General features: G+C 41.8%; 18 protein-coding genes and 1 riboswitch. Of the genes, 13 read left to right on the forward strand and 5 right to left on the reverse strand.

Annotation, left to right across the window (positions count from 1 at the left end; all coding sequences use genetic code 11):
- The first annotated feature begins 12 nt into the window (after positions 1-12).
- Positions 13-1737, forward strand: coding sequence for a RagB/SusD family nutrient uptake outer membrane protein (locus tag ABJH64_RS11235; RefSeq protein WP_348276863.1), 1725 nt, complete (start codon positions 13-15; stop codon positions 1735-1737).
- A 139-nt stretch (positions 1738-1876) separates the two neighbouring features.
- On the forward strand, positions 1877-5401 hold the full coding sequence (locus ABJH64_RS11240) for a VCBS repeat-containing protein (RefSeq protein WP_348276864.1): 3525 nt from the start codon (positions 1877-1879) through the stop codon (positions 5399-5401).
- Positions 5402-5531: 130 nt separating this feature from the next.
- Here ABJH64_RS11240 and ABJH64_RS11245 read toward each other — a convergent pair whose 3' ends face one another.
- Positions 5532-6293, reverse strand: coding sequence for a creatininase family protein (locus tag ABJH64_RS11245; RefSeq protein WP_348276865.1), 762 nt, complete (start codon positions 6291-6293; stop codon positions 5532-5534).
- 87 nt (positions 6294-6380) lie between these two features.
- Here ABJH64_RS11245 and ABJH64_RS11250 point away from each other — a divergent pair, with 87 nt between their 5' ends.
- The 4 genes from ABJH64_RS11250 (at position 6381) to ABJH64_RS11265 (ending at position 10232) form a co-directional block, all read left to right on the forward strand.
- Positions 6381-7370 carry a N(4)-(beta-N-acetylglucosaminyl)-L-asparaginase gene (locus ABJH64_RS11250; RefSeq protein ID WP_348276866.1) on the forward strand — a complete coding sequence of 330 codons (990 nt, stop codon included), beginning with the start codon at positions 6381-6383 and terminating at the stop codon, positions 7368-7370.
- Positions 7367-8110 (forward strand): copper homeostasis protein CutC, encoded by a 744-nt coding sequence (locus tag ABJH64_RS11255; protein WP_348276867.1) that lies wholly within the window; start codon positions 7367-7369, stop codon positions 8108-8110. The genes ABJH64_RS11250 and ABJH64_RS11255 overlap by 4 nt, the downstream gene beginning before the upstream one ends.
- Positions 8107-9651 carry a VCBS repeat-containing protein gene (locus ABJH64_RS11260; protein WP_348276868.1) on the forward strand — a complete coding sequence of 515 codons (1545 nt, stop codon included), beginning with the start codon at positions 8107-8109 and terminating at the stop codon, positions 9649-9651. The genes ABJH64_RS11255 and ABJH64_RS11260 overlap by 4 nt, the downstream gene beginning before the upstream one ends.
- A gap of 119 nt (positions 9652-9770) precedes the next feature.
- Positions 9771-10232, forward strand: coding sequence for a CBS domain-containing protein (locus ABJH64_RS11265; RefSeq protein WP_348276869.1), 462 nt, complete (start codon positions 9771-9773; stop codon positions 10230-10232).
- A gap of 211 nt (positions 10233-10443) precedes the next feature.
- On the opposite strand, the gene ABJH64_RS11270 is transcribed toward ABJH64_RS11265, so the two are convergent.
- The 4 genes from ABJH64_RS11270 to ABJH64_RS11285 form a co-directional block, all read right to left on the reverse strand.
- A complete protein-coding gene (locus ABJH64_RS11270; protein WP_348276870.1) occupies positions 10444-11616 on the reverse strand; it encodes a PLP-dependent transferase in 1173 nt (390 codons plus the stop codon).
- A 104-nt stretch (positions 11617-11720) separates the two neighbouring features.
- Positions 11721-11823: riboswitch (SAM riboswitch) on the reverse strand.
- 59 nt (positions 11824-11882) lie between these two features.
- Positions 11883-12443: an aminoacyl-tRNA hydrolase gene (gene pth, locus ABJH64_RS11275; RefSeq protein ID WP_348276871.1), complete on the reverse strand. Its 561-nt coding sequence runs from the start codon at positions 12441-12443 to the stop codon at positions 11883-11885.
- A gap of 82 nt (positions 12444-12525) precedes the next feature.
- Positions 12526-13104 (reverse strand): 50S ribosomal protein L25/general stress protein Ctc, encoded by a 579-nt coding sequence (locus ABJH64_RS11280; RefSeq protein ID WP_348276872.1) that lies wholly within the window; start codon positions 13102-13104, stop codon positions 12526-12528.
- Positions 13105-13126: 22 nt separating this feature from the next.
- Complete coding sequence (locus tag ABJH64_RS11285) at positions 13127-14053, reverse strand: ribose-phosphate pyrophosphokinase (RefSeq protein ID WP_348276873.1); 927 nt, start codon at positions 14051-14053, stop codon at positions 13127-13129.
- A gap of 372 nt (positions 14054-14425) precedes the next feature.
- On the opposite strand from ABJH64_RS11285, the gene ABJH64_RS11290 reads away from it, so the two are divergent.
- From ABJH64_RS11290 to ABJH64_RS11320, 7 genes are all read left to right on the forward strand, one after another.
- Positions 14426-17119: a M14 metallopeptidase family protein gene (locus ABJH64_RS11290; protein WP_348276874.1), complete on the forward strand. Its 2694-nt coding sequence runs from the start codon at positions 14426-14428 to the stop codon at positions 17117-17119.
- A 232-nt stretch (positions 17120-17351) separates the two neighbouring features.
- A complete protein-coding gene (locus ABJH64_RS11295) occupies positions 17352-17624 on the forward strand; it encodes a hypothetical protein (RefSeq protein ID WP_348276877.1) in 273 nt (90 codons plus the stop codon).
- Positions 17625-17652: 28 nt separating this feature from the next.
- Positions 17653-18798, forward strand: a complete 1146-nt coding sequence (locus ABJH64_RS11300) for a DUF4221 family protein (RefSeq protein ID WP_348334677.1) — start codon at positions 17653-17655, stop codon at positions 18796-18798.
- On the forward strand, positions 18770-19795 hold the full coding sequence (locus ABJH64_RS11305; protein ID WP_348339434.1) for a hypothetical protein: 1026 nt from the start codon (positions 18770-18772) through the stop codon (positions 19793-19795). The genes ABJH64_RS11300 and ABJH64_RS11305 overlap by 29 nt, the downstream gene beginning before the upstream one ends.
- A gap of 88 nt (positions 19796-19883) precedes the next feature.
- Entirely contained in the window at positions 19884-20609 is a 726-nt protein-coding gene (locus ABJH64_RS11310) for an EcsC family protein (RefSeq protein ID WP_348334681.1), read from the forward strand.
- Between the two features lie 31 nt (positions 20610-20640).
- A complete protein-coding gene (locus ABJH64_RS11315; protein WP_348339436.1) occupies positions 20641-21015 on the forward strand; it encodes a transposase in 375 nt (124 codons plus the stop codon).
- A partial coding sequence (locus ABJH64_RS11320) for a transposase (protein ID WP_348339438.1) occupies positions 20931-21368 on the forward strand: 438 nt, incomplete at its 3' end. The genes ABJH64_RS11315 and ABJH64_RS11320, both read left to right, overlap by 85 nt.

Genomic DNA, 21368 nt, shown 5'->3' on the forward strand with positions numbered 1-21368 from the left:
GATTATAAAAACATGAAGAATTATAAATTAAAAGTCGGAGCCCTATTGTCATCAGCACTGTTGATGGTGGGAGTGGGCTGTAGCGATAGTTTCCTTGAAGTCCCAGCTACTGGTGCACTTTCGGAGGCTCAACTGAGCACATTAGCTGGCCTTGAAGCCTCATTGATTGCGGCTTATTCACAAGTGAACGGTAGAGCAAATAGATTGGGCTCACCTTCTAACTGGGTGTGGGGAAGTATCAGAGGTGGTGATGCCAATAAAGGTACAGATCCAGGTGATTTTAGTACGATCAACCCTATTCAGCGATTTGAAATCAATGCTGCATCAGGAGAAGTGGGTTCAAAATGGAACGTAGCTTATGAAGGAATTGCAAGATCTAACAATGTGCTCAGGCTAATGGCTTCTAAAGGGCCAGATGTAACTGATGCAGATGTTGCAAGAATTTCCGCACAAGCGAGATTCTTAAGAGCACATTATTATTTCGAATTGAAAAGAGACTATGGAAATACTCCATATGTTGATGAGACGGTAGATTACGGATCAGGATTAGAGGAAATCAGTAATAATCAAGATTTATATCCTTTCATTGAGGCTGATTTACAGTTCGCTGCAGCTAATCTTCCCGCAGTACCTTCACAGGTAGGTAGAATTAATTCTTGGGGAGCTAAAGCACTTTTGGCTAAAGTTTACCTTTATCAAAAGAAGTATCCTGAAGCTAAAACTCTGTTTGATGATGTGATCGCAAATGGTGTAACCAGCAGAGGTGATAAATATGACTTGGTTGAGAATTATGGGGAAATGTTTAGAGGAGAAAACGACAACCACAAAGAATCAGTGTGGGTTTATCAAGCAGCTGCCAATACAGGATCTGTGAATAATGCCAACCCTGAGTTTGACTTGAACTTTCCTTACAACGGTGGTCCAGCAGGCTGCTGTGGATTCTTCCAGCCAAGCTTCACGTTTGTAAACTCTTTCAGAACGAATGCGAATGGTCTTCCTTTATTAGATGGTTCTTACAATGCTGCTCCTAACAGAGTTAAAAACGATCAGAATATTGGTAGTGACGCACCGTTTGTACCTGATGCTGGGAATTTGGATCCAAGATTGGATCATACAGTAGGTAGAAGAGATTTGCCATACCTTGATTGGGGTAAACACCCAGGAGCTGCTTGGATTAGAAATCAGCCGAATGGTGGTCCTTATGCTCCTAAAAAATACATCTATGAAAAAGCTGAGATCGGAAGCTTCCAAGATGGATCTAGCTGGACTGCTGGTTACACTGGTATGAACTTCATGATGATCCGTTTTGCTGATGTTCTCTTGATGGCAGCTGAGGTAGAAGTTGAAATTGGAAGTTTGGAAAAAGCCCGTGAATATGTGAATAGAGTCAGAACACGTGCTAAGAATTCCAATGTGAAAAATGATGCTGGTGTTGATGCCGCTAATTATAAGATAGAACTTTACAATGCTCCATGGACGGACAAAGCTCTAGCTAGAGACGCGGTACGTTTCGAAAGAAAACTAGAGCTTGGTATGGAAGGACATAGATTCTATGATTTAGTTAGATGGGATACTGTTCAGGCTGAAATGGACGCTTACTTTGCGCTGGATGGTTCTATCCTTATCGCAGCGCTAGGTAGTGCTAAATTCACAGAAAAATATAAATTGGTTCCAATACCACAAGATCAAATTGACCTTGTAGGACCAGATATCCTTATCCAAAACCCTGGTTTCTAATCAGTTTGGTTTGACTAGTTAAGAAGGGAGGCGTTATGTCTCCCTTTTTTTATTTGCCCTCAGAAATCTACTTTTTTCCTTCTCTTAGCACCCCAAAATTGGTAATTTCAACGCTACTCAAACACCCTTTCTACACCCTATGAAGTTCACCTATTACACCCAATTGGTTTTAGTACTATTGGCTTTTACTTCTTGCAAAAAAGAGTCAACCTTATTTGAATTACTCCCTGCCAGTCATACCGGAATTGACTTTAGCAATACGCTCGTAGAGTCAGATTCCTTCAACATTCTTACTGATGAGTATATTTTCAATGGTGCCGGATTGGCAGTCGCAGATTTTGATAATAATGGATTGCCAGATTTATTTTTCACAGGGAATCAGGTGTCTAATAAACTGTACCTGAACTTAGGTGGGTTTGAGTTTGAAGATGTGACAGAGACTGCTGCCGTGTCGGCAGCAAATCAGTGGTGTACGGGCTCGGTCGTAGTGGATATCAACAGTGATGGATGGATGGATATCTACGTTGCGTCGGCTATGAAGTTAGGGTCGGGAGAACGAAACAACCTGCTTTTTGTAAACCAAGGTAAAGACGCCAACGGTATGATTACCTTCACTGAAATGGCCGCTGAATACGGAATTGCCGACCCTGGCAACTCCATGTGGGCTGCTTTTTTGGATTATGATCTAGATGGCGACTTGGATTTGTATGTCCTCAATAATGAGCAAAAGGCAAGTGTACCGTCCAATTACCGAGAAAAAATCACGGATGGATCTTCGATTAATAACGATTCTTTTTATCGAAATAACGGGGATGGTACATTCACGAATGTGACGATTGAAGCAGGAATCACTATAGAGGGATTTGGTTTGGGAGTTTTGGTCTCTGATCTAAACAACGACGGCTGGCCAGATATTCATGTCAGCAACGACTACGTCACCAATGACATCCTTTATATCAACAATCAGGATGGCACTTTTACCAACCAATCCAAAGAGATTCTTAGACATCAGAGCCAGTTCTCAATGGGAGCCGATATTTCTGATTTCAACAACGACACAAAGCCTGATATCATCACACTAGATATGCTGGGTGAAGATAATTATAGGAAAAAAACTACGATTGGTAATAACTCCTATCAAGTCTATATCAGCAATGAACAGTGGGGTTATGAATATCAGTATGTGAGAAACATGCTTCATATGAATAATGGAGCTGATCTTCCATTCAGTGAGATAGGGATGTTTGCAGGTGTTTACCAAACTGACTGGAGCTGGGCACCTCTATTCGCTGATGTGGACAATGATGGACATAGAGATTTATTAGTTACCAATGGCTTTCCTAGGGATATCACAGATAAAGATTTTGCCAATTATAGGGCTGATGTGGGAAGTTTGGCCAGTATTCGTCAACTTTTAGATTCTATTCCGATAGTGAAAATCCCAAATTATGCTTTTCAGAACAATGGGGATATGACTTTTACAGATAAGGGAAAGGAATGGGGATTGGACAAACCTTCCTTCTCTAACGGTGCTGCATTTGTAGATTTGGATGCAGATGGAGACTTAGATTATGTAGTAAATAACATCAATGACCCAGCGTTTATTTTTGAAAACACCCTAAAAAACGCAAAGCAAAACAATAATTATATTCGAATTCAGCTGCAAGGTACAAAACTTAATCCCCAGGGATTAGGAGCAAAAGTGTTGCTGACATTGCCGGACGGGAGCCAATCTTACCAAGAGCAACAAGTGGTGAGAGGCTACATGTCTTCCTTAGATGAGGTGATGCATTTTGGTGTGGGGAATGTTGCTGAACTTTCAAAGGTCCAAGTGCTATGGCCTGATGGAAAGGAAAATATCCTAACAAATGTGGCCACCAATCAGCTGCTAAAAGTTTCTTATTCTGAAGCTTCCATCGGACAAAATACCCTGGCAATACTTACCTCAGAAACTCAAAATTCACTTTTCCAAGAAGTCTCTACAGCCAAAGGCTTGAATTACAGCCACCAGGAGTTGGATAAAATTGATTACTACCTGCAGCGCACCATTCCGCACAAACTGAGTCAATACGGCCCTAGTTTGGCGGCAGGGGATTTAAATGGTGATGGACTGGAGGATTTGGTGGTGGGATCATCATCAGGCTTTTCACCGCAGCTATTTTTTCAGGACAGGGATGGGAGATTCTCTTCCAAAGAGCTTTTTGCAGATGGCGGAAAATCCTTCGAAGAGTCGGGTATCCTTCTTTTTGATCTTGAGAACGACGGAGATTTGGACTTGTATCTCGTAGGAGGAAGCAATGAGTTTACGGCTGGATCTATTGAGTACACTGATCGCTTGTTTCTGAATAATGGCTCTGGACACTTTACTTTGGATGAGAGTTTTTCCACTGTGAAAGCCAGTGGTTCCACGGTGCGCGGTGCTGACTTCGATGGAGATGGATTGATGGATTTGTTTGTAGGTGGCAGGTCTCCAGTGGGTCAATACCCATTTCCTGAGAAAAGTTATTTGCTTCGAAATACTAACGGTCAGCTACAGGATGTCACGGATGAAGTGGCTCCTGATCTTCGAAAAGTAGGCATGGTGACCGATGCCATTTGGTCCGATGTGGATAGTGACGGATTGATTGACTTGGTAGTAGTAGGAGAATTGATGCAGATAACGGTTTTTCAAAACAGTGGTAAACAGCTCATCAAACTGGAGAATACAGGCCTTGAGAATTATTTGGGTTGGTGGAACTCCATCACCGCAGGGGATTTTGACCGAGATGGCGATACAGATTTTGTAGTTGGGAATCTGGGAGAAAACAATTCACATCATCCGACTTCGGATCGGCCGTTGAGAATTTATGCCAAGGATTTTGACAACAATGGGAGTGTAGATCCTGTTACTTTTGCTTATTACAAAGATCGAGAGGGAAATTACAACTCGTTTCCTAGCCATTTCTGGGGAGATTTGTACGGTCAAAGTACGCTTTTCAGAAGGAAATTTTCACGTTACAAGCTTTATGCACTGAGTGATGAGGCTAGCCTTTTTTCAGAAGAAGAAAGAAAAGACGCACTAATTCTCACCGGTAATTATGACAAAACTGCCTATATAGAAAATTTAGGCAATGGAAGATTTGACCTGAAGCGGCTACCTTCACTAGCTCAAATCGCTCCAGTCAACGGGCTGGTGACAGACGATGTAAATGGCGATGGTTATCCAGATGTAGTGATGATAGGCAATGATTATGGTAATGAGATTTTCGTCGGTCGCTTAGATGCTTCTTTAGGATTGGTTTTATTGGGGGATGGAAAAGGCGGATTCGTACCGATGAGTTCTCAGGAAAGTGGATTTGTAGTACCAGGAGATGGAAAAGCGCTGGTGAAAATTGTTTCTGCTCAGGGAGATCACCTGCTAGTCGCTTCGCAAAATCGAGGTAAACTCTTGGCCTTTGAGCAAAATAATAAAGCAGTAGGCAGGTCTATCACACCCGGGCAGGATGTCATGGCCGTGATCTTAGAGTTGGAAAATGGCCAAAAACAGCGCATCGAAACTAGCCTTGGATCTGGCTTTCTGTCTCAATCAGGCAGACAAATCACGCTTCCACCTGGAGTGAAAGCGATTCAGTTGCAAGATTATAAAGGCAATAGGAAGGATGTTGACATGGAGGTCTTGGATTGATGCCTAAGGATATTTCTTGCAGATTTTGACTAAAAAAAACGCAGATTTTCACTCAGTATGCAGTGCAAGTGGGATGAGAAATCTGCGTCTTTAATCTTCGAAAATCTGTAGGGAATTAACTGTCTCAGTATTACTTATACATTTCACCAGGCTTGGCCTCGCAGATATCCACCATCAACTGGGCAACTTTGTCCGTGACATCTTCCAAATACTTTTTTCCTTTGTCTGCTGTGGATTTTTTCGGATTTCCGATTCCGGTGTCAGAAGTTACTTCAGACCATTTGCGCTCAGCCCACGCCCATTTCTCCTGAATTCCTTTGATGGATGATTTTTTTTCAGACCCATCTCCTGCTTCCTCCAGCGGCAAAAGCAACTCGGGATGAAGATGCATGATGATGGAAGTCTCCATTTCATCAGCGTGATCTCCCGCTTCCTCGAAATACTTACTCTTATCCAACGCTTGAAACCAGTTGCAAGTAAAAAGCATCATCTCTGGAAACTGCAGGCCCAGTTCTCTAAGCATGGTTTTGAAGTCGTTACCACCGTGACTATTTACAATCAAAAGTTTCTTAGTCCCTTGTCGATCAAGCACGGTGATGATGTCTTTCAGGATCAGTAGTTGCGTACTTGGATTCAGATTGATGTCCAGGTAAATATCCGACTGTCCAGTATTAACCCCAAAAGGAATCGTCGGCATGATAGTCACATTGGCGCCTTTTTCCCAAGCTTTTCTCCCAGCTTCACTGGCCACTGCGTCCGCTTCAAATACATCCGTCCCATAAGGCATGTGATAGTTGTGCGCTTCAGTCGCTCCCCATGGCAAAACTGCCAGGTCAAAGCGATGGGTTTCAAGTGTTTTCCAGTTTGATTCTGCGAGTAAATAGGGTTTCATATAGTGATTATTAAAAGGAAATGAAGGATGGTAGGCCGAAATAGAGTCATTTTTGATAATTTGAGACCTGATTCTAAATTAAGCCTAATGTCACAAAGAAGAAAATTTATCAAGCAATCCCTGATGGGCTCTGCTTTATTTATACCCGGAGTATCCACCATTGCCGAAGCAAAAACACCAATACTTTTCAAAGGAGAAAAACCATTAATTCTATCAACTTGGAATCATGGTTTGCCAGCTAATACCGCCGCGGTGGAAATGTTGAAATCCGGTGGGAGTATCATTGATGCGGTGGAAGCGGGCGTGAAAGACACCGAACTTGATTTGAGTAATTTGTCTGTTGGTTTGCAGGGGTTGCCGGATCGGGAGGGAATCACTACCCTTGATGCATCCATCATGACTGGAGATGGTGCATGTGGCGCTGTGGCTTTCGTCCGGCAGGTGAAGCATCCTATTTCTTTGGCTAGAGTAGTGATGGAAAAGACGCCGCACGTGATGATTGTGGGTGAAGGGGCAAAGCAATTGGCGATAGCAGAAGGTTTTCCAATAGAAAAAGAGGAGCTAAGCCCTGCGGCAGAGAAAGCTTATTTGAAGTGGAAAGAAACTAGTCAGTATAAACCGATTATCAATATTGAAAATCACGACACAATTGGAATGATCGGGATGGACGCCAATGGAAACATGGCTGGCAGCTGCACGACTAGCGGCCTATCCTATAAAATGCATGGCAGAGTAGGCGATAGTCCGATCATTGGTGCAGGTCTATTTGTGGACAATGAAGTGGGAGCTGCGACTGCAACGGGTCTGGGAGAGTCGATTATCAGGATTTGCGCCAGTTTTTTAATTGTAGAATTGATGCGTCAGGGGCGCACGCCGCAGGAAGCCTGTGAGGAAGCGGTGAGACGACTGATCGCCAAGAACAGCAAGGACATCAATGCTATTCAAGCAGGTTTCCTTGCGATGAACAAAGACGGAGAAGTAGGCGCGTTTGCTGTTCATCCAGGGTTTAACTTTGCGCAAGCAACACTTCAAAATAATCAGTTGATTGATTCGGGCTCGCATTTCAAAAAAGGATGAGTAAAATAATCTTAGAATCTCCTGTTTTCAATGTGGAGGCAGCACTCGAAGCTGCTGCCTATGGTGTAGATCGCTTGGAACTTTGCGCTAATTTTCCCGAGGGTGGAGAAACCCCTAGCGCAGGATTGCTGAGATTTCTGAAGACTGAAATTGACATCCCCGTTTTTGTGATGATCCGACCTAGAGGAGGTGATTTTCATTATTCCCAGAAAGAATTGATGGTCATGAAGCGAGATATAGAATTGCTAGGCGAGTTAGGGGCGGATGGCTTTGTGTTTGGAGTGCTGGATAATCAGGGTTTTGTAGATACAGATTCCTGCCAATCACTTTTGCGCACAGCCTCAGGCAAGCCGTGTACTTTTCATCGTGCATTTGATGTTTCAGCGGATTATTTTGATTCTCTTGAGAAAATTATTTCCTGTGGTTTTGATCGTATTTTGACTTCAGGAGGCAGAAATTCAGTCTCCGAAGGGTTAGTGATGGTAAAAGAACTAATGGAAAAAGGGCAAGATAGAATTAGCATTATGCCTGGTGGAGGTACTCGTCCCGAGCATGTTTCTGAGTTGAGGAAAACTGGTTATTTGAAAGAAGTTCATGCATCCTGTAAGACCTGGAAGGCTTCATCTAATTATTATTTCAACCCAAATGTGTCTTTTTCTGATGAACCTAAATCCTTCACACATCACCTTAGGATAAATCAGGAAACAGTCAAACAATTTTTGAAGGTAACGGCAGAATGAAATTGAAAAGTCTGATTGTCATTGCTTTTGCACTTCTTGCGATTTCCTGCGGGCCGATTTCAGAGCGTAAGCAGCCGCCACCTTCATTGGAGCATTTGGCCAGCATGAATTTGAAATTGGATGGAAAGCAACTGGCAGAAGCCTATTGTGGTTCCTGTCATTTGAAGCCTGAGCCTGAAGTTTTGGATACGAAGACTTGGGTAGAACATGTGCTTCCTGACATGCGTAAGCGCTTAGGACTTTTATTGCCGGAGGATTTTGGTAAGCCTTTGCCAGCGGATATGGATGTTCCCCGGGGAGTGTATTCTGAAGTGCCGTTAATAAAAATCGATGATTGGCAGAAAATCCTAGCGTACTATCAAGAAAATGCGCCAGAAACTCCTTTGCCACAGGCTGAAAAAGCAGTGCCTGAAATAGGGATACCTGGGTTTACCGTGTCGCAACCTACCTTTCAAACTATCAAGTCTAACCTGACCACCATGGTCCGGGTGCATGCAGAATCTGGAACACTGTGGGTAGGCGATCGCTTGAATCGAGTGTTTATTTTAGATTCTAAAAATGGCTTTCAGGTGAGAGATTCCATCCTCACCGAGACCGCACCGGTGGATATTTACTGGCATGACGACAAGAGTGTTGAAATGCTTACGATGGAAAAAATGGATCCTACTAATGATAGTGTAGGTGTCTTGTCTAGATTTAGTCTGCAGGGGGAGAGTTGGCGCAGTGAGGTGCTACTGGATGAGTTAATCAGGCCCGTGAGCTTAGCCGTGGAAGATTGGAACGGAGACGGGAGATTGGATCGAGTGGTGTCTCAGTTTGGTGATCACGTAGGGAAAATGAGCCTCTATCTTACGGGTGGGACTGAGGCAAAAGAAGTGGTTTTGAGGGCAGAACCTGGTGCTAGAAGAGCCTTGGCGGTGGATTTCGATTCAGATGGAGATATGGATGTATTGGGTCTAATGACTCAAGCCAGAGAAGGTGTTTATGCTTGGATCAATCAAGGAGGCGGCCTTTTTCAAGAGAAGCTGCTACTTTCCTTTAATCCAGTTTTTGGGTCGAGTGACTTCAGATATGAGGACGTAAATAAGGATGGTCACAAGGATCTGATTGTGGTCAACGGCGATAATGCCGACTTATCAATTATCCCCAAATATTTCCATGGCGTGAGAGTTTATCTCAATGATGGACAAAATCAATTCAGTGAATCCTGGTTTTACCCGATTTATGGTGCGAGTAGTCTGGAGCTTGCTGATTTTGATGGAGATGGGGACTTAGATTTATTCGTGATGTCCTTTTATCCGGAATCATCTCAAGCGCCAAAGCAGGATTTACTTTACTTCAGACAGGATACTGCTGGAGGATTTGAGCCATTTGTAATGGAACAAAATTTCGAGGAGAGCTGGATGACGCTCACTGCTGGAGATATCGATAAGGATGGAGATGTAGATGTTTTCTTAGGAGCTTTTGATTTCGAATATTTATATCGGGCCGCAGATAGGCCATGGCGGCCAATTATTTTTCTAGAAAACACGAGTAGGTAAAATTTTGAGATTCTAGATTTAGTAGAATTATAGCTCTTAATTTGATCTATATCTAGTTTTTAATTTGCTATGTTGGGATAATTTCGGTAAGTTATTCGTTCACTCTTAATTTTTAAACTATGGTAAAAAGTTTTCAAGGGGTTAAGATGGCCGAGCCCAAAAAAGCCCCGATTCCACAAATTCTTGTCAAAGAGTACATGACCACTTCTTTGATCACATTCAAACCAGACGATACGATCGATCAGGTGATGGAAATTCTCACTAAAAAGAAAATCTCTGGAGGCCCTGTAATTGATGCATCTGGAGCATTGGTTGGGATTATATCTGAGGTAGATTGTCTGAAAGAAATTATTAAGGGGAAATACACCAATACGCCAAAATTCCCTGCAAAAGTAAGCGAGCATATGTCAAGAGAGGTGATGACTCTGTCGCCCGATTTATCAATTTTCGATGCAGCATCTCAATTTTTGGAACATAAAATCCGGAGGTTCCCCGTGATGAAGGATGGGCGATTATTGGGTCAAATTAGTTTAAGTGACATCATCAGAGCATTCCCAATCCTGAAACATACCACATGGTAAAGTATATTTTTTGGTTAAAGTGTAAATGCCCCTAACGGATGAGAATCTCGAAGGGGCATTTTTAATTAGAGCTTTCTAGCCATGAAAGCACAATGGTTTGCGAAAGTGAGAGTAGTCACAAAAATTAATTTCGCCCAAGTTTGAATATGAAATCTACCAAGGCTACAAACTGATCGCTGAGACTGAAAACTGAGCACTCTCAATTATTCACTCATTTCGAACTCTCAATCGCTCTTTCCACATCCAGAATAATGTCTTCATAATGCTCCAATCCCACCGACAATCGAACCAAACCATCTGAAATCCCTACTTGTGCTCGTTCATCAGCAGATAGTTTGCTGTGCGTAGTGGAAGCTGGATGTGTGATGATGCTTCGGCTATCGCCAAGGTTAGCCGTAATGGAAATCATCTCCAGCTGATCGATGAATCGCTGAGCGCGTTGTACTCCTCCTTTAAGATCCAGGGTAATTACTCCGCCACCCTGACTCATTTGTTTTTTGGCTATTTCGTATTGCGGGTGAGATTTCAGAAAGGGATATTTTACCCCAAGTAATTCTGAATTTCCTTCGAAGTACTCAGCTACTTTCAAGGCATTGCTGCAGTGTCTATCCATTCTCACGCCAAGTGTTTCCATGCTTTTTGCCAAAATCCAGGCATTGAAGGGAGAGATCGCTGGACCTGTGTGTCTGGCGAAAAAATGCACTTCCTTCATCAAATCGGCTTTTCCGAGGATCAAACCTCCCAAAACTCTTCCTTGCCCATCGATATATTTGGTGGCACTATGCGTCACGATATGTGCGCCCCATTTTGCTGGCTGCTGAAGATAGGGCGAGGCAAAGCAATTGTCCACCACCAAAATAAGGTTGTGGGCAGCAGCGAATTTCCCTGCCCATTCTAGATCGATAATCTCCAGACCTGGATTGGATGGAGTTTCGATGAATAGCATTCTAGTGTTTGGTTTTACGAGCTTTTCCCAATTCAGGTAATCTGAAATATCGCCATAAGTTGAGGTGATGCCCCATTTAGGAAATACTCTGGTCAACAATTGGTGCGTAGAGCCGAAAAGCGAGCGAGCAGCTAATACATGATCCCCTTGCTGAAGCAGTGCTGCAATACTTCCAAACATAGCTGCCATTCCAGAAGCCGTAGCAAAACCATCCTCTGTTCCCTCAGCAGCGCAGATCTTCTCTATCAAATCACTGGAATTGGGATTGGCGTAGCGAGAATAAATATTGCCCTGAATCTCATCTGCAAACGTAGCTCGAGCCTCTTCAGCAGAATCAAACGTGAAGCTGGAAGTCAGGTAAATAGGAGCGGAGTGCTCTCGCTGATTGGATTTGGAAGGGGCGATTCGTACAGAATTCGTTTCGAAATGCTTACTCATGTATTGATCAGTTTAGATTTTAGCAATTACTAATCAAGCAGATTTGAGAAAATCAAACCCAGGAGCGGTGTATGAACTAGAAGGGATTGTTGGAGAAGTAAGCCAATCTATAGTTCCCGCGTAGGGTAGGATTTGGCACCGTTCTCCGTTTCGGGATGGTTGCCAGAGGGTCATAGAGCCTAATCTCTCGCCTCTTCTTTATAAATCAGTTGCCTGAAGTGATGCAAAGAAAGATCTAGATTTGGGTATTTCCAAATCTTAGGAGATCAATCATTGAATTGATTCATGGTGCGCTCTATTCCTACGGAGCAAAAACTAAGGCCCATCGCTATCGCTTTGTCCATTATTGTAGGTAACTCTGCGAACTCATCCTGAGTGAATTTCCCGAGAACATATTCAATTAGCCTTCCTTGCGGGAAATCATCACCGATGCCGATTCTTAGCCTAGGATAGTTTTGTCCGCCGGTGAGTTCTTCTATGTTTTTCAGCCCATTGTGTCCTGCTGCGCTGCCTTTGGGTTTCAAGCGGATTTTTCCAAAAGGAATAGCGACATCATCTACGATTACCAAAGTGTTTTCTTTGGTTACTTGAAGTTCTTTCATCCAGTAGTTCATCGCCTTACCACTCAGATTCATGTAGGTGGTAGGTTTGATTAGATGGATAGTTCTTCCCTTATGTTTGAATTCTGTTTTGAAAGCTAATCTATCACTTTTCCAAGTACAGCTATTTGCGTCAGCAAGTCTGTCCAGAGTCAAAAATCCTATGTTATGTCTGGTGAGTTCGTATTCAGGGCCTATGTTTCCGAGGCCAATGATTAAGTATTTCATAATTGGATGGCGCTTTGAGGCTTAAAAATAAAAAAATCCTGCCCGGTAAAGGGCAGGATTTGGAATGAATAAAAGCTTGAAATTAATCTTCTGCGCCTTTTTTACCTCTAAGTGCTCTTGGTACACCAATAGTCACGATGGAGACATTTGGACTAGTAAGAATTTCAAAACCTTCAACTGATAGATCTTCTACTTTGAAAGATTTTCCTAATTCTAGATTAGAAATATCAACAGTAATGAAGTCAGGGAAGTCATTTGCAAGACCTTTTACTTTCAATACTCTTGTTTTAAATTCAAGTTTACCACCGACAGCGATACCTGGAGAGCTTCCTACTACTTTCACAGGAATTTCAAACTTGATAGGCTTATCTTCAGAATAAGCTACAAAGTCAGCATGCAATAGCATTTCACTAACTGGATGGAACTGTGCATCTTTTAGAACAGCTTTAATCAAAGTTCCTTCGATGTTCAATTGTACTAAGTGAACTTCAGGAGTGTAAATTAAGTCTCTGAAAAGGATGATTGGAGAGTAGAAATGAATCTGCTCTTTGATACCAGGTCCGTAAACCACACAGGGAACATTACCTGATTCTCTCACTTCAGAAAGACTGGCACTGTCGAGATTTGCTCTTTTAAACCCTATAACCTCTAGTGTTTTCATATTATATTTTTAAAATTGGTTCTTAGATAAACAAAGAACTGATAGAAGTATTTCCCGTCACGGCGTGTATAGCCTTTGCGAATAGGTCAGCAACTGTCAATACTTTGATTTTTGAGGATTGTTGTTTTGGGGTGATGGTGTCTGTGATGACTAATTCTTCCAAAACTGAGTTTTCGATGTTTTCGTAGGCTTTGCCTGACAATACACCATGCGTAGCAATGGCTCTTACCGAATTAGCTCCTTTTTCCATGACGATCTGCGCAGCTTTGCAAAGCGTACCGGCAGTATCTACTAGATCATCCACGAGAATAACATCTTTTCCCTCTACATCCCCGATTACTTGCATAGAAGCAATCTCGTTGGCTCTTTTTCTGTGCTTATCACAGACGACCATTTCTACTTCAAAATGCTTGGCATAAGACCTAGCTCGAGCTACTCCTCCCACATCTGGTGCTGCGAAAATCATATCTGGAAGCCTGAGCGAATTCAAATAGGGCACAAAAATAGCTGATCCATTCAAATGATCCAAAGGGATATCGAAAAAACCTTGAATTTGTCCGGCATGAAGGTCGCAGGTCATAATTCTGTCAGCACCTGCTGAAGTGATCATATTGGCGATAGCCTTGGCTGCGATAGATACCCTTGGTCTATCTTTTCGGTCCTGTCTAGCATACCCAAAATAAGGGATTACCGCGCAAACCTTATACGCACTGGCCCTTTTTGCAGCATCTATCATCAGACAAAGCTCTAATAGATTGTCACTTGGAGGGGTGGTGCTTTGTACCAGAAAAACAGTGCACCCCCTGATGGATTCATCAAAACTTGGCGATAGTTCGCCGTCACTGAATTTAGAAAGCGTAAGGTCACCTAGCTTTTTACCGTAGTTTTTAGCGATCTTTTCTGCAAGTGATTGGCTATTAGTGCCTGCAAATATTTTAACCTCGGACATGGTTAGTGGTTTATTTCGAGAAAGATTTGGAATGGATTTGCTAGCAAAAGTAGTAAAATTTGAATGGATGACTAAGCGATTGAGCTTGGATTCCGAAGATTGTCTAGATTGAGAAATATTCTGGCTAGCGTCCTACTCGCAGTAGTGCACTACTTCGTACTGGGAGTTTAGATGATATTGAACCCTTCGGCAAATCCGGATAAAGACAGGTAGGTGTGCCCGCAGCTTGATTCCTTGAAGTGTTAGGCTTATTGCTTAATTTTTCCGATCCTGTAAAATTTCTAAAAATCGGGAAGTCTCACAGGTAGATGCCTTCATTTTCATACTATTTTAGACTTTCAATAGCCTTTCTTTCAACCAACCCAAGTCACTATGAGATTAAAAACTACGCTAGTTATTCTGCTGATATCCTTTTCCATAGGAGTATTTGCCCAAAGCATTCCGACTCCAAAATCCCACTTTGGATTTGACATTGGTGATGATTACAAGCTTGCCAATTTTACACAAACAGAGGCTTACTTCCAGAAGGTAGCCGAAGCAAGCGACCGGGTTCGAATGATGGAAATCGGTAAAACTGAATATGGTAGATCACAGCCCATGATGATCGTGACTGCTCCGGCTAATTTTGCGAAGCTAGATCAATACAAGGAAATCTCGCAAAAGCTGGCTCATGCTGAAATCACCAGAGAAGAAGCAGAGAAACTGTCTGTAGAAGGTAAGCCTGTCGTGTGGATCGATGGTGGTCTCCATGCAAATGAAGTAGTAGGCCCGCATCAGCTGATCGAAACGCTCTATCAACTTGCCTCGAGAGATGATGCCGAGACGCTGAAAATCTTGGATAACGTGATCATTTTGCTCGTCCATGCCAATCCAGACGGAATGGAGATCATGTCTGATTGGTATATGAAAAATGAGGATCCGGAAAAGAGAAATCAAAACATTCCAATACTTTATCAGAAATATGTGGGCCATGATAATAATCGTGACTTCTACATGAATAATATGAGCGAAGCGACTAATATGTCTCTTCAGCAGTACGTAGAGTGGATTCCGCAAATCATCTACAATCACCACCAAACTGGCCCTGCAGGAACAGTCGTAGCAGGCCCTCCCTATAGAGATCCTTTCAATCATGTCTTTGATCCGTTGATCATCACCAGTCTTGATGCGGTAGGTGCAGCCATGATCAATAGAATGAATCAGGAAGACAGACCAGGCTATACTAGACTGGATGGTTCTGTTTTTTCTACCTGGTGGAATGGTGGATTACGAACCACACCTTACTATCATAATATCATTGGGATCTTGACTGAAATCATCGGCAATCCTACACCCATGAAAATCCCTTTGGTACCGGAGCGACTGATCCCCAACAATGGAACACCTTATCCGGTGACTCCTCAGGATTGGCATTTCCGGCAGTCCATTGACTATTCTGTTTCGCTGAATTATGCGATTCTGAATCATGCTGTGCGTCATGGAGATGAGTTGTTGTTGAATATCTATTTGATGGGAAGAAAATCTATCGAAAAAGGCAGTCAGGATAATGTAACTATGTACCCAAAGTTTGCTCAGGCTGTGGAAGATGCCTATGCTGATTCTCAAAAGGGTAACAGTGGATCCGCTAACAGATCCAGATTCCCGGAGCAGTTTTACGACTCTGTTTATAACAACCCAGCCAACAGAGATCCTCGCGGCTATATTCTTTCGGCAGATCAGCCTGATTTCCCTACCGCGGTGAAATTCATGAATGCCTTGATTAAGTCAGGAATTTTGGTGGAAAAAGCTACCGCTGATTTTACAGTCAATGGGAAAAAATACCCTGCTAATTCCTTTATCGTGAAGACTGCGCAGGCGTTTCGTCCACATATACTTGATATGTTTGAGCCACAGGATCACCCGAATGACTTCCTATATCCAGGTGGACCACCCGTTCGTCCGTATGATGCGGCAGGCTGGACTTTGGCTTTGCAAATGGGCGTAAAAGTAGATAAACTGTATGAAGCCTTTGAGGGGCCTTTTGAGCGTATTCCTTATGGCGAGATCCAGTCTCCACCTGCAAAAACGCTGGCTAATGGTTCCGGCTATTTACTTGATGTGAGAAACAACAACAGCTTCAAGGCAGTAAATGATTTGCTGAAAGCAAAAGTGAAGGTGTATAGAACAACTGCCATGGTGGATGGACTGCCTACTGGATCATTCTATGTGAGTGGAGGAAAGAAGGAGCTGGAAATAGCGGCTAAAGAATATGGAGTGTATCCAGTTCCAGCAGCTATGCCCAAAGGTGCCACTCGGATAGAACCTGCGAGAATTGCGCTATACGATTACTATGGCGGATCTATGCCTTCAGGTTGGGTGAGATGGATGCTCGAGCAGTTTCACTTTGAGTATCAATTGGTATTTGCCAAAGAGATTGATGAAGGGAATTTGAAAGATAAATTTGACGTCATGCTATTTATAAGCGGTGGAATTCCTAGCTATGGTTCACGAGGTTTTTCCAGATCGCTGCCGAAGCCTGAAGAAATCGATGAGAAGTATCATGAGATGTTGGGGAATTTCTCTGCGGAGGAGTCTGTGCCTCAGCTGAAGAAGTTTGTAGAAGAAGGAGGAGAAATAATCACAGTAGGTTCTGCTACTGACCTGGCATTTCATTTTGGATTACCAGTAGAAGATGCTTTGGTAGAAATAGGCGCTGATGGTGAGGCTAGATCATTGAGTGGTGAAAAGTATTACGTACCAGGCTCCGTGCTGGAAATGCATGTGGATAATTCTGCTCCTATAAATTATGGTATGGGTGAATCTGCCTACATTATGTTCAATAGAAGTCCAGTATTCAACCTGGCACCAAATGCTGGGAATAAGGGAGTGAAGCCTATAGCTTGGTTTGGTGAGGAGGAGCCACTTCGTAGTGGGTGGGCATTTGGACAATCTTACCTAAAAAATGGGGTGACGGCTTTTGAGGCTCAAATAGGGAAAGGTAAATTCTATGCCTTTGGCCCGGAGATTACCTTCAGAGCACAGTCTCATGGCACGTTTAAGATGTTGTTTAATGGGTTGTATAAATAATCATCAAGTTCTATAGCTCATAAAAACCGCCTTGAGAGAGGCGGTTTTTATTTATTGAATATTTTTGATCGAATTCTTCTTTAAGCAAATTCAATTAATGGCGAAGGAGAAGGTAAACTGGTTTCAGAAAATTTATTATGATTTTGCCTATAAAAAGTTGTTAAGTATTTGAATTTGTATTTGTTGTTCTTTAGATGAACAAAATTCTCTAACAACTTAACTGGTTTAAAAAATGAAAACAGCAAAAATTTTAAAAGCAGTTTTTTTACTGCTAGCATTTGTACTCATTTCAAGTTCATATGCAATAGTGGAAGAGCCAGTTTGCGAAGGTGGAATGTTTCTAAACCCAATTTGTGAACTCATTCCTAATTCAGGCGGAGCGAATGTTTATGTTTGCGAATTTGACACTGGGACAGTATTTTCAGTTTGTTTTTCACCGACTTCGACGGGAGGTTGTGCAGGTGCTCCAACCAATTGTTCGGGAGGTTATGTGGTTCCAGTTTAAAACTATCGGGAGGATAATTTTCCTGCCGATGCTCTTTGTTATTTTTCTTTCTTCTTGTTCTAAAAGCAACAATGATTTTTCTGAATCAATTGAGGGTCGAAAATATCTGATAGATAGCCTTGTAGTACCTATGGATTCCAAATCCAGTTACGATTTCAACTATTTTGATATTGGTAGAATGGATGGAAATGAGAAGCTGGTTATATTAAATCAGGTTAATTATTCAATAGATTCTTACAATCTTAAAAATGGAAGTCTTGAGAATAGGTTTGAAGTGCCGCAAGAAGGCCCTTTTCCAGTTTTAAATACACAAGGCTTACTTATTCACAATCAGGACTCCATTTTTGTTTTTACGTCGTATTTGCTTTCACGATTTGGTTTGTTTGATAGAAATGGTGCGGTAATATCATTGCATCGACCTATTATTGAGTCTGAGAACCCTCAGGATAAATTGCATAATCATTCTTCAACGCCAACTATTCCAACATTCTATTTGAATGGTAGATTGTATTTTTCCTTATTAACTATGGAGGATCCTTTAAGTAATCCTAAATTTTCTGAGCGCCATATTGCAGAGTTTATCTACTTTCTCGAAAAAGACTCAGTTATAAAAGTCAATCATTTGAAAATGCCTTCTGATTATTTAGGAAGGACTATGCCTCTTTCATTTTCTTTTCATTCTAAGGCTTTAAATGATTCAAAAGAGTTTGTGATTTCTTGGTTTGCTTCAGATTCAATATATGTATATGACTTGAATTTTAACTTGAAATCAGCGATTTTGGGCAAAAGCGTGCTTTCCAAGGGCTTTGAAAAAACAACCCATCCCTTGAGTGAGGAAGAGTCCAATCGTTTGACTATTTCGCAGACACATTATCCTAGGCTAATCTATGATTCATATCGGCACTTATATTATAGGTTTGCTCATATAGCACGAGCATATGACCCAAATGAGCTGATTGATCATAAATCCACGCAAAAAAATCCATTTTCGGTGATAGTACTGGATGAAGACTTCAATAAACTTGAAGAGGTAGTATATCCGGGTAGTACGTATAACATTTTTAAGGCTTTTGTTGCTGAAAAAGGCTTGTATTTGCCGAAGACAAATATTTTTTATATTAACCTGAATGAAGATGAAGTCACCTATGAAATATTTGATTTTAGTAGCTTGTAGCTATTTAATCCTACTGTCGTGTTCTTCACCATCTAATGTTGACGAGCATTTAGTATTTCCAATTGATGTTTCTGAAATTTATGATGATGTTATAAAGGGCTCTCAACATCCTTTTTGGGGCGGCCCGATTAAAGTTACTGAGTCTGGTGATTTTCTTTCATTTCAGGTGTCTGGTAGTAAGGATGTAATTGTGATTGATGTAAAATCAAGAAGGGTTGAAAAGATGTATCCTAATCCCCCGGATTCAATTGGAGGAATGGTTTATAGATATGATCCGGTAAGTTTTGTTTTTATAAAGAAGTCAGAATTTTTCTATCTAAAAAATGAAAATCAATTAATACAGATTGGGGATTTACTGAGTGAAGAAAAGCCATATTTGATTGAAGGGGAAAAACTTTCTAACCCTGGCAAAATTATTCACCTTTCAGATGAAGAGTTACTATCATATTGGAGGGGTAGTTCTTCAAAACAATCGCCCTCATCAGGTGGGGTGTTTTTTACAGACTTAAATAAGAACTCCACTAAATGCATAATTCCTGATACTATAATTGGAAGTGTTGCTGATTTAGTTGCTGTAAATGAGAAAATCTATATTCTGGAAAAATACAAACCTGTAATTCGAGTATTTGATTTCACAGGAAAGGACCTATACACTATAGAATTGCCAAAGTCCGAATACCTGAAATATCAAAAACTCGAAAGACCTACAGGTTTTCTAAAACTAACAGCAGAAGAAAAAGTGGCTTCTTTGGAAGATTATTGTTTGGATATTACCCAACAAGGAGATACTACGGCTTTTTTGCATCATACATATTCTGTGGAGGACAAATCTCTGAAAGAAAATTATGTGTTATCCTTATTTGCAGATGGAAAGTTGCAAGAGAAAATCTTAGATTTCAAACCCATGAATTTCAGTGTTGATGGTGGTGTTTATTTTTTTAATGAGACAGATTCAGGCCAGTATTTATTGAAAAAGCCTCTAAATCATTTTTTTTGAATTCCGAGCGATAATTACTTTTTAGAATTCTAAACTCAATCACATAAGTTTATGTAAATAGATTGTCTCATCATATCATTCTAACCCAATGGATTCCTATTTACACTATGCACACGCCGAGCTTGCGCTGTGGCAATATCAGATGAAAAAAAAGCCAAGTCTAGGTGGGCGGCTTACCCATGGAGTGCAGAGCAAAATCAATAGCTGGATTCCAGATAAGGTTCATAAAGCTATCACTATGGCCATAGAGAATATGGTCAAAGTAGTGATCACAGGTTCGAGCTGGATAGTGCCTAAGCCTAATGAAAGCCTCACGATCAAGCAGCGGGAATTTAAGGTGCGAAGTAGGATCAAGTGGTATCGCAATACAGCTTCCGTGGAAGGAGCAGTGACTGGTGCTGGAGGTATTTTGATGGGGTTTGCAGATTTTCCAGCTTTTCTGACCATCAAGATGAAAATGCTTTTTGATATAGCTGCATTATATGGATTTGATACTAAGGATTTCCAAGAGCGTTTATTCCTACTGTATGTTTTTCAGCTTAGTTTTTCATCCCAGCAAAGAAGAAATGATTTGATAGGTCTGCTAGAGAACTGGGAAGAATACCGGGAGACTCTACCCAAGGATCTGAAGGATTTTGACTGGAAGACGTTCCAGTTGGACTACCGTGACTACATCGATCTTGCCAAACTGGCTCAATTGATCCCCATCATCGGTGCAGGAGTGGGGGCAATTGCCAATTATCGCCTGACGGAACATCTAGGCAGGTACGCAATGAATGCGTATAGATTGCGGGTTTTGAAGGATCAGTCCTAAAAGTTGGGGGAATTGACACAATCCATTTTCTTTGCTAAAAAAAGAATTGGAAGAAAAGGACTACCTCAGCTTGCTTTTGCCTCAGGGCCTGCTTGAATTTTTCAAGGTTACTTCAGCGGGACTCAAAGACAATGCTTACCACATTTATTTGGAAGAGCTCAATATTCATCCCGAGCATCTTCAGGGGTCAAAACTCACCTCAAAGGGTTTTTATGATGAGGTAAGTATTCAGGATTTCCCGTTGCGCGGTAAAGCCTGTTTTCTGAATATTAAGAGGAGGAAGTGGCTCAATGAAGAGACAGGAAAGAATGTGAGTAGAGATTGGAGCTTGGTGGCAAATGGTACGCGGATGACAGAGGAATTCGCGCTTTTTTTAAAAAGGAACGACTGGATTCATCGCCGGTAAGTTGCAAAAGCCTAGCGGATAACTTCCAGGTAAACGGAAAAACCCTTGAGCATCAATACGTTTTCCATCTGAGCAACTTCCTGGACTGGCAACAACGCCCACATGCTAAAGACTGGATTATTTTTCCTGAAAATCTGGGAACACATCTCAGCATTGATGAAACAGCCCTCTCTCAAGGAGAACTGTATACTGTCCTGACCAATAAAGCAGCAAAAGGTAAGAAGGGAGCTCTGGTTGCCATGATAAAAGGGACTGAAAGTGAAACAGTGAATGCTGTTCTCAGGCAACTACCCGAGAATAAACGGAAAAAGGTAGAGGAAGTAACACTGGATATGGCCGCCAGTATGGAAAAG

This window comes from Algoriphagus sp., assembly GCF_039969895.1.
In the GTDB taxonomy this organism is placed as follows: Bacteria; Bacteroidota; Bacteroidia; order Cytophagales; family Cyclobacteriaceae; genus Algoriphagus.

Coding starts and splice junctions, on each gene's coding strand:
- ABJH64_RS11235 (WP_348276863.1), top strand. CDS start 13: ATGAAGAATTATAAATTAAAAGTCGGAGCCCTATTGTCATCAGCACTG.
- ABJH64_RS11240 (WP_348276864.1), top strand. CDS start 1,877: ATGAAGTTCACCTATTACACCCAATTGGTTTTAGTACTATTGGCTTTT.
- ABJH64_RS11245 (WP_348276865.1), bottom strand. CDS start 6,293: ATGAAACCCTATTTACTCGCAGAATCAAACTGGAAAACACTTGAAACC.
- ABJH64_RS11250 (WP_348276866.1), top strand. CDS start 6,381: ATGTCACAAAGAAGAAAATTTATCAAGCAATCCCTGATGGGCTCTGCT.
- ABJH64_RS11255 (WP_348276867.1), top strand. CDS start 7,367: ATGAGTAAAATAATCTTAGAATCTCCTGTTTTCAATGTGGAGGCAGCA.
- ABJH64_RS11260 (WP_348276868.1), top strand. CDS start 8,107: ATGAAATTGAAAAGTCTGATTGTCATTGCTTTTGCACTTCTTGCGATT.
- ABJH64_RS11265 (WP_348276869.1), top strand. CDS start 9,771: ATGGTAAAAAGTTTTCAAGGGGTTAAGATGGCCGAGCCCAAAAAAGCC.
- ABJH64_RS11270 (WP_348276870.1), bottom strand. CDS start 11,616: ATGAGTAAGCATTTCGAAACGAATTCTGTACGAATCGCCCCTTCCAAA.
- pth (WP_348276871.1), bottom strand. CDS start 12,443: ATGAAATACTTAATCATTGGCCTCGGAAACATAGGCCCTGAATACGAA.
- ABJH64_RS11280 (WP_348276872.1), bottom strand. CDS start 13,104: ATGAAAACACTAGAGGTTATAGGGTTTAAAAGAGCAAATCTCGACAGT.
- ABJH64_RS11285 (WP_348276873.1), bottom strand. CDS start 14,053: ATGTCCGAGGTTAAAATATTTGCAGGCACTAATAGCCAATCACTTGCA.
- ABJH64_RS11290 (WP_348276874.1), top strand. CDS start 14,426: ATGAGATTAAAAACTACGCTAGTTATTCTGCTGATATCCTTTTCCATA.
- ABJH64_RS11295 (WP_348276877.1), top strand. CDS start 17,352: ATGAAAACAGCAAAAATTTTAAAAGCAGTTTTTTTACTGCTAGCATTT.
- ABJH64_RS11300 (WP_348334677.1), top strand. CDS start 17,653: ATGCTCTTTGTTATTTTTCTTTCTTCTTGTTCTAAAAGCAACAATGAT.
- ABJH64_RS11305 (WP_348339434.1), top strand. CDS start 18,770: ATGAAATATTTGATTTTAGTAGCTTGTAGCTATTTAATCCTACTGTCG.
- ABJH64_RS11310 (WP_348334681.1), top strand. CDS start 19,884: ATGGATTCCTATTTACACTATGCACACGCCGAGCTTGCGCTGTGGCAA.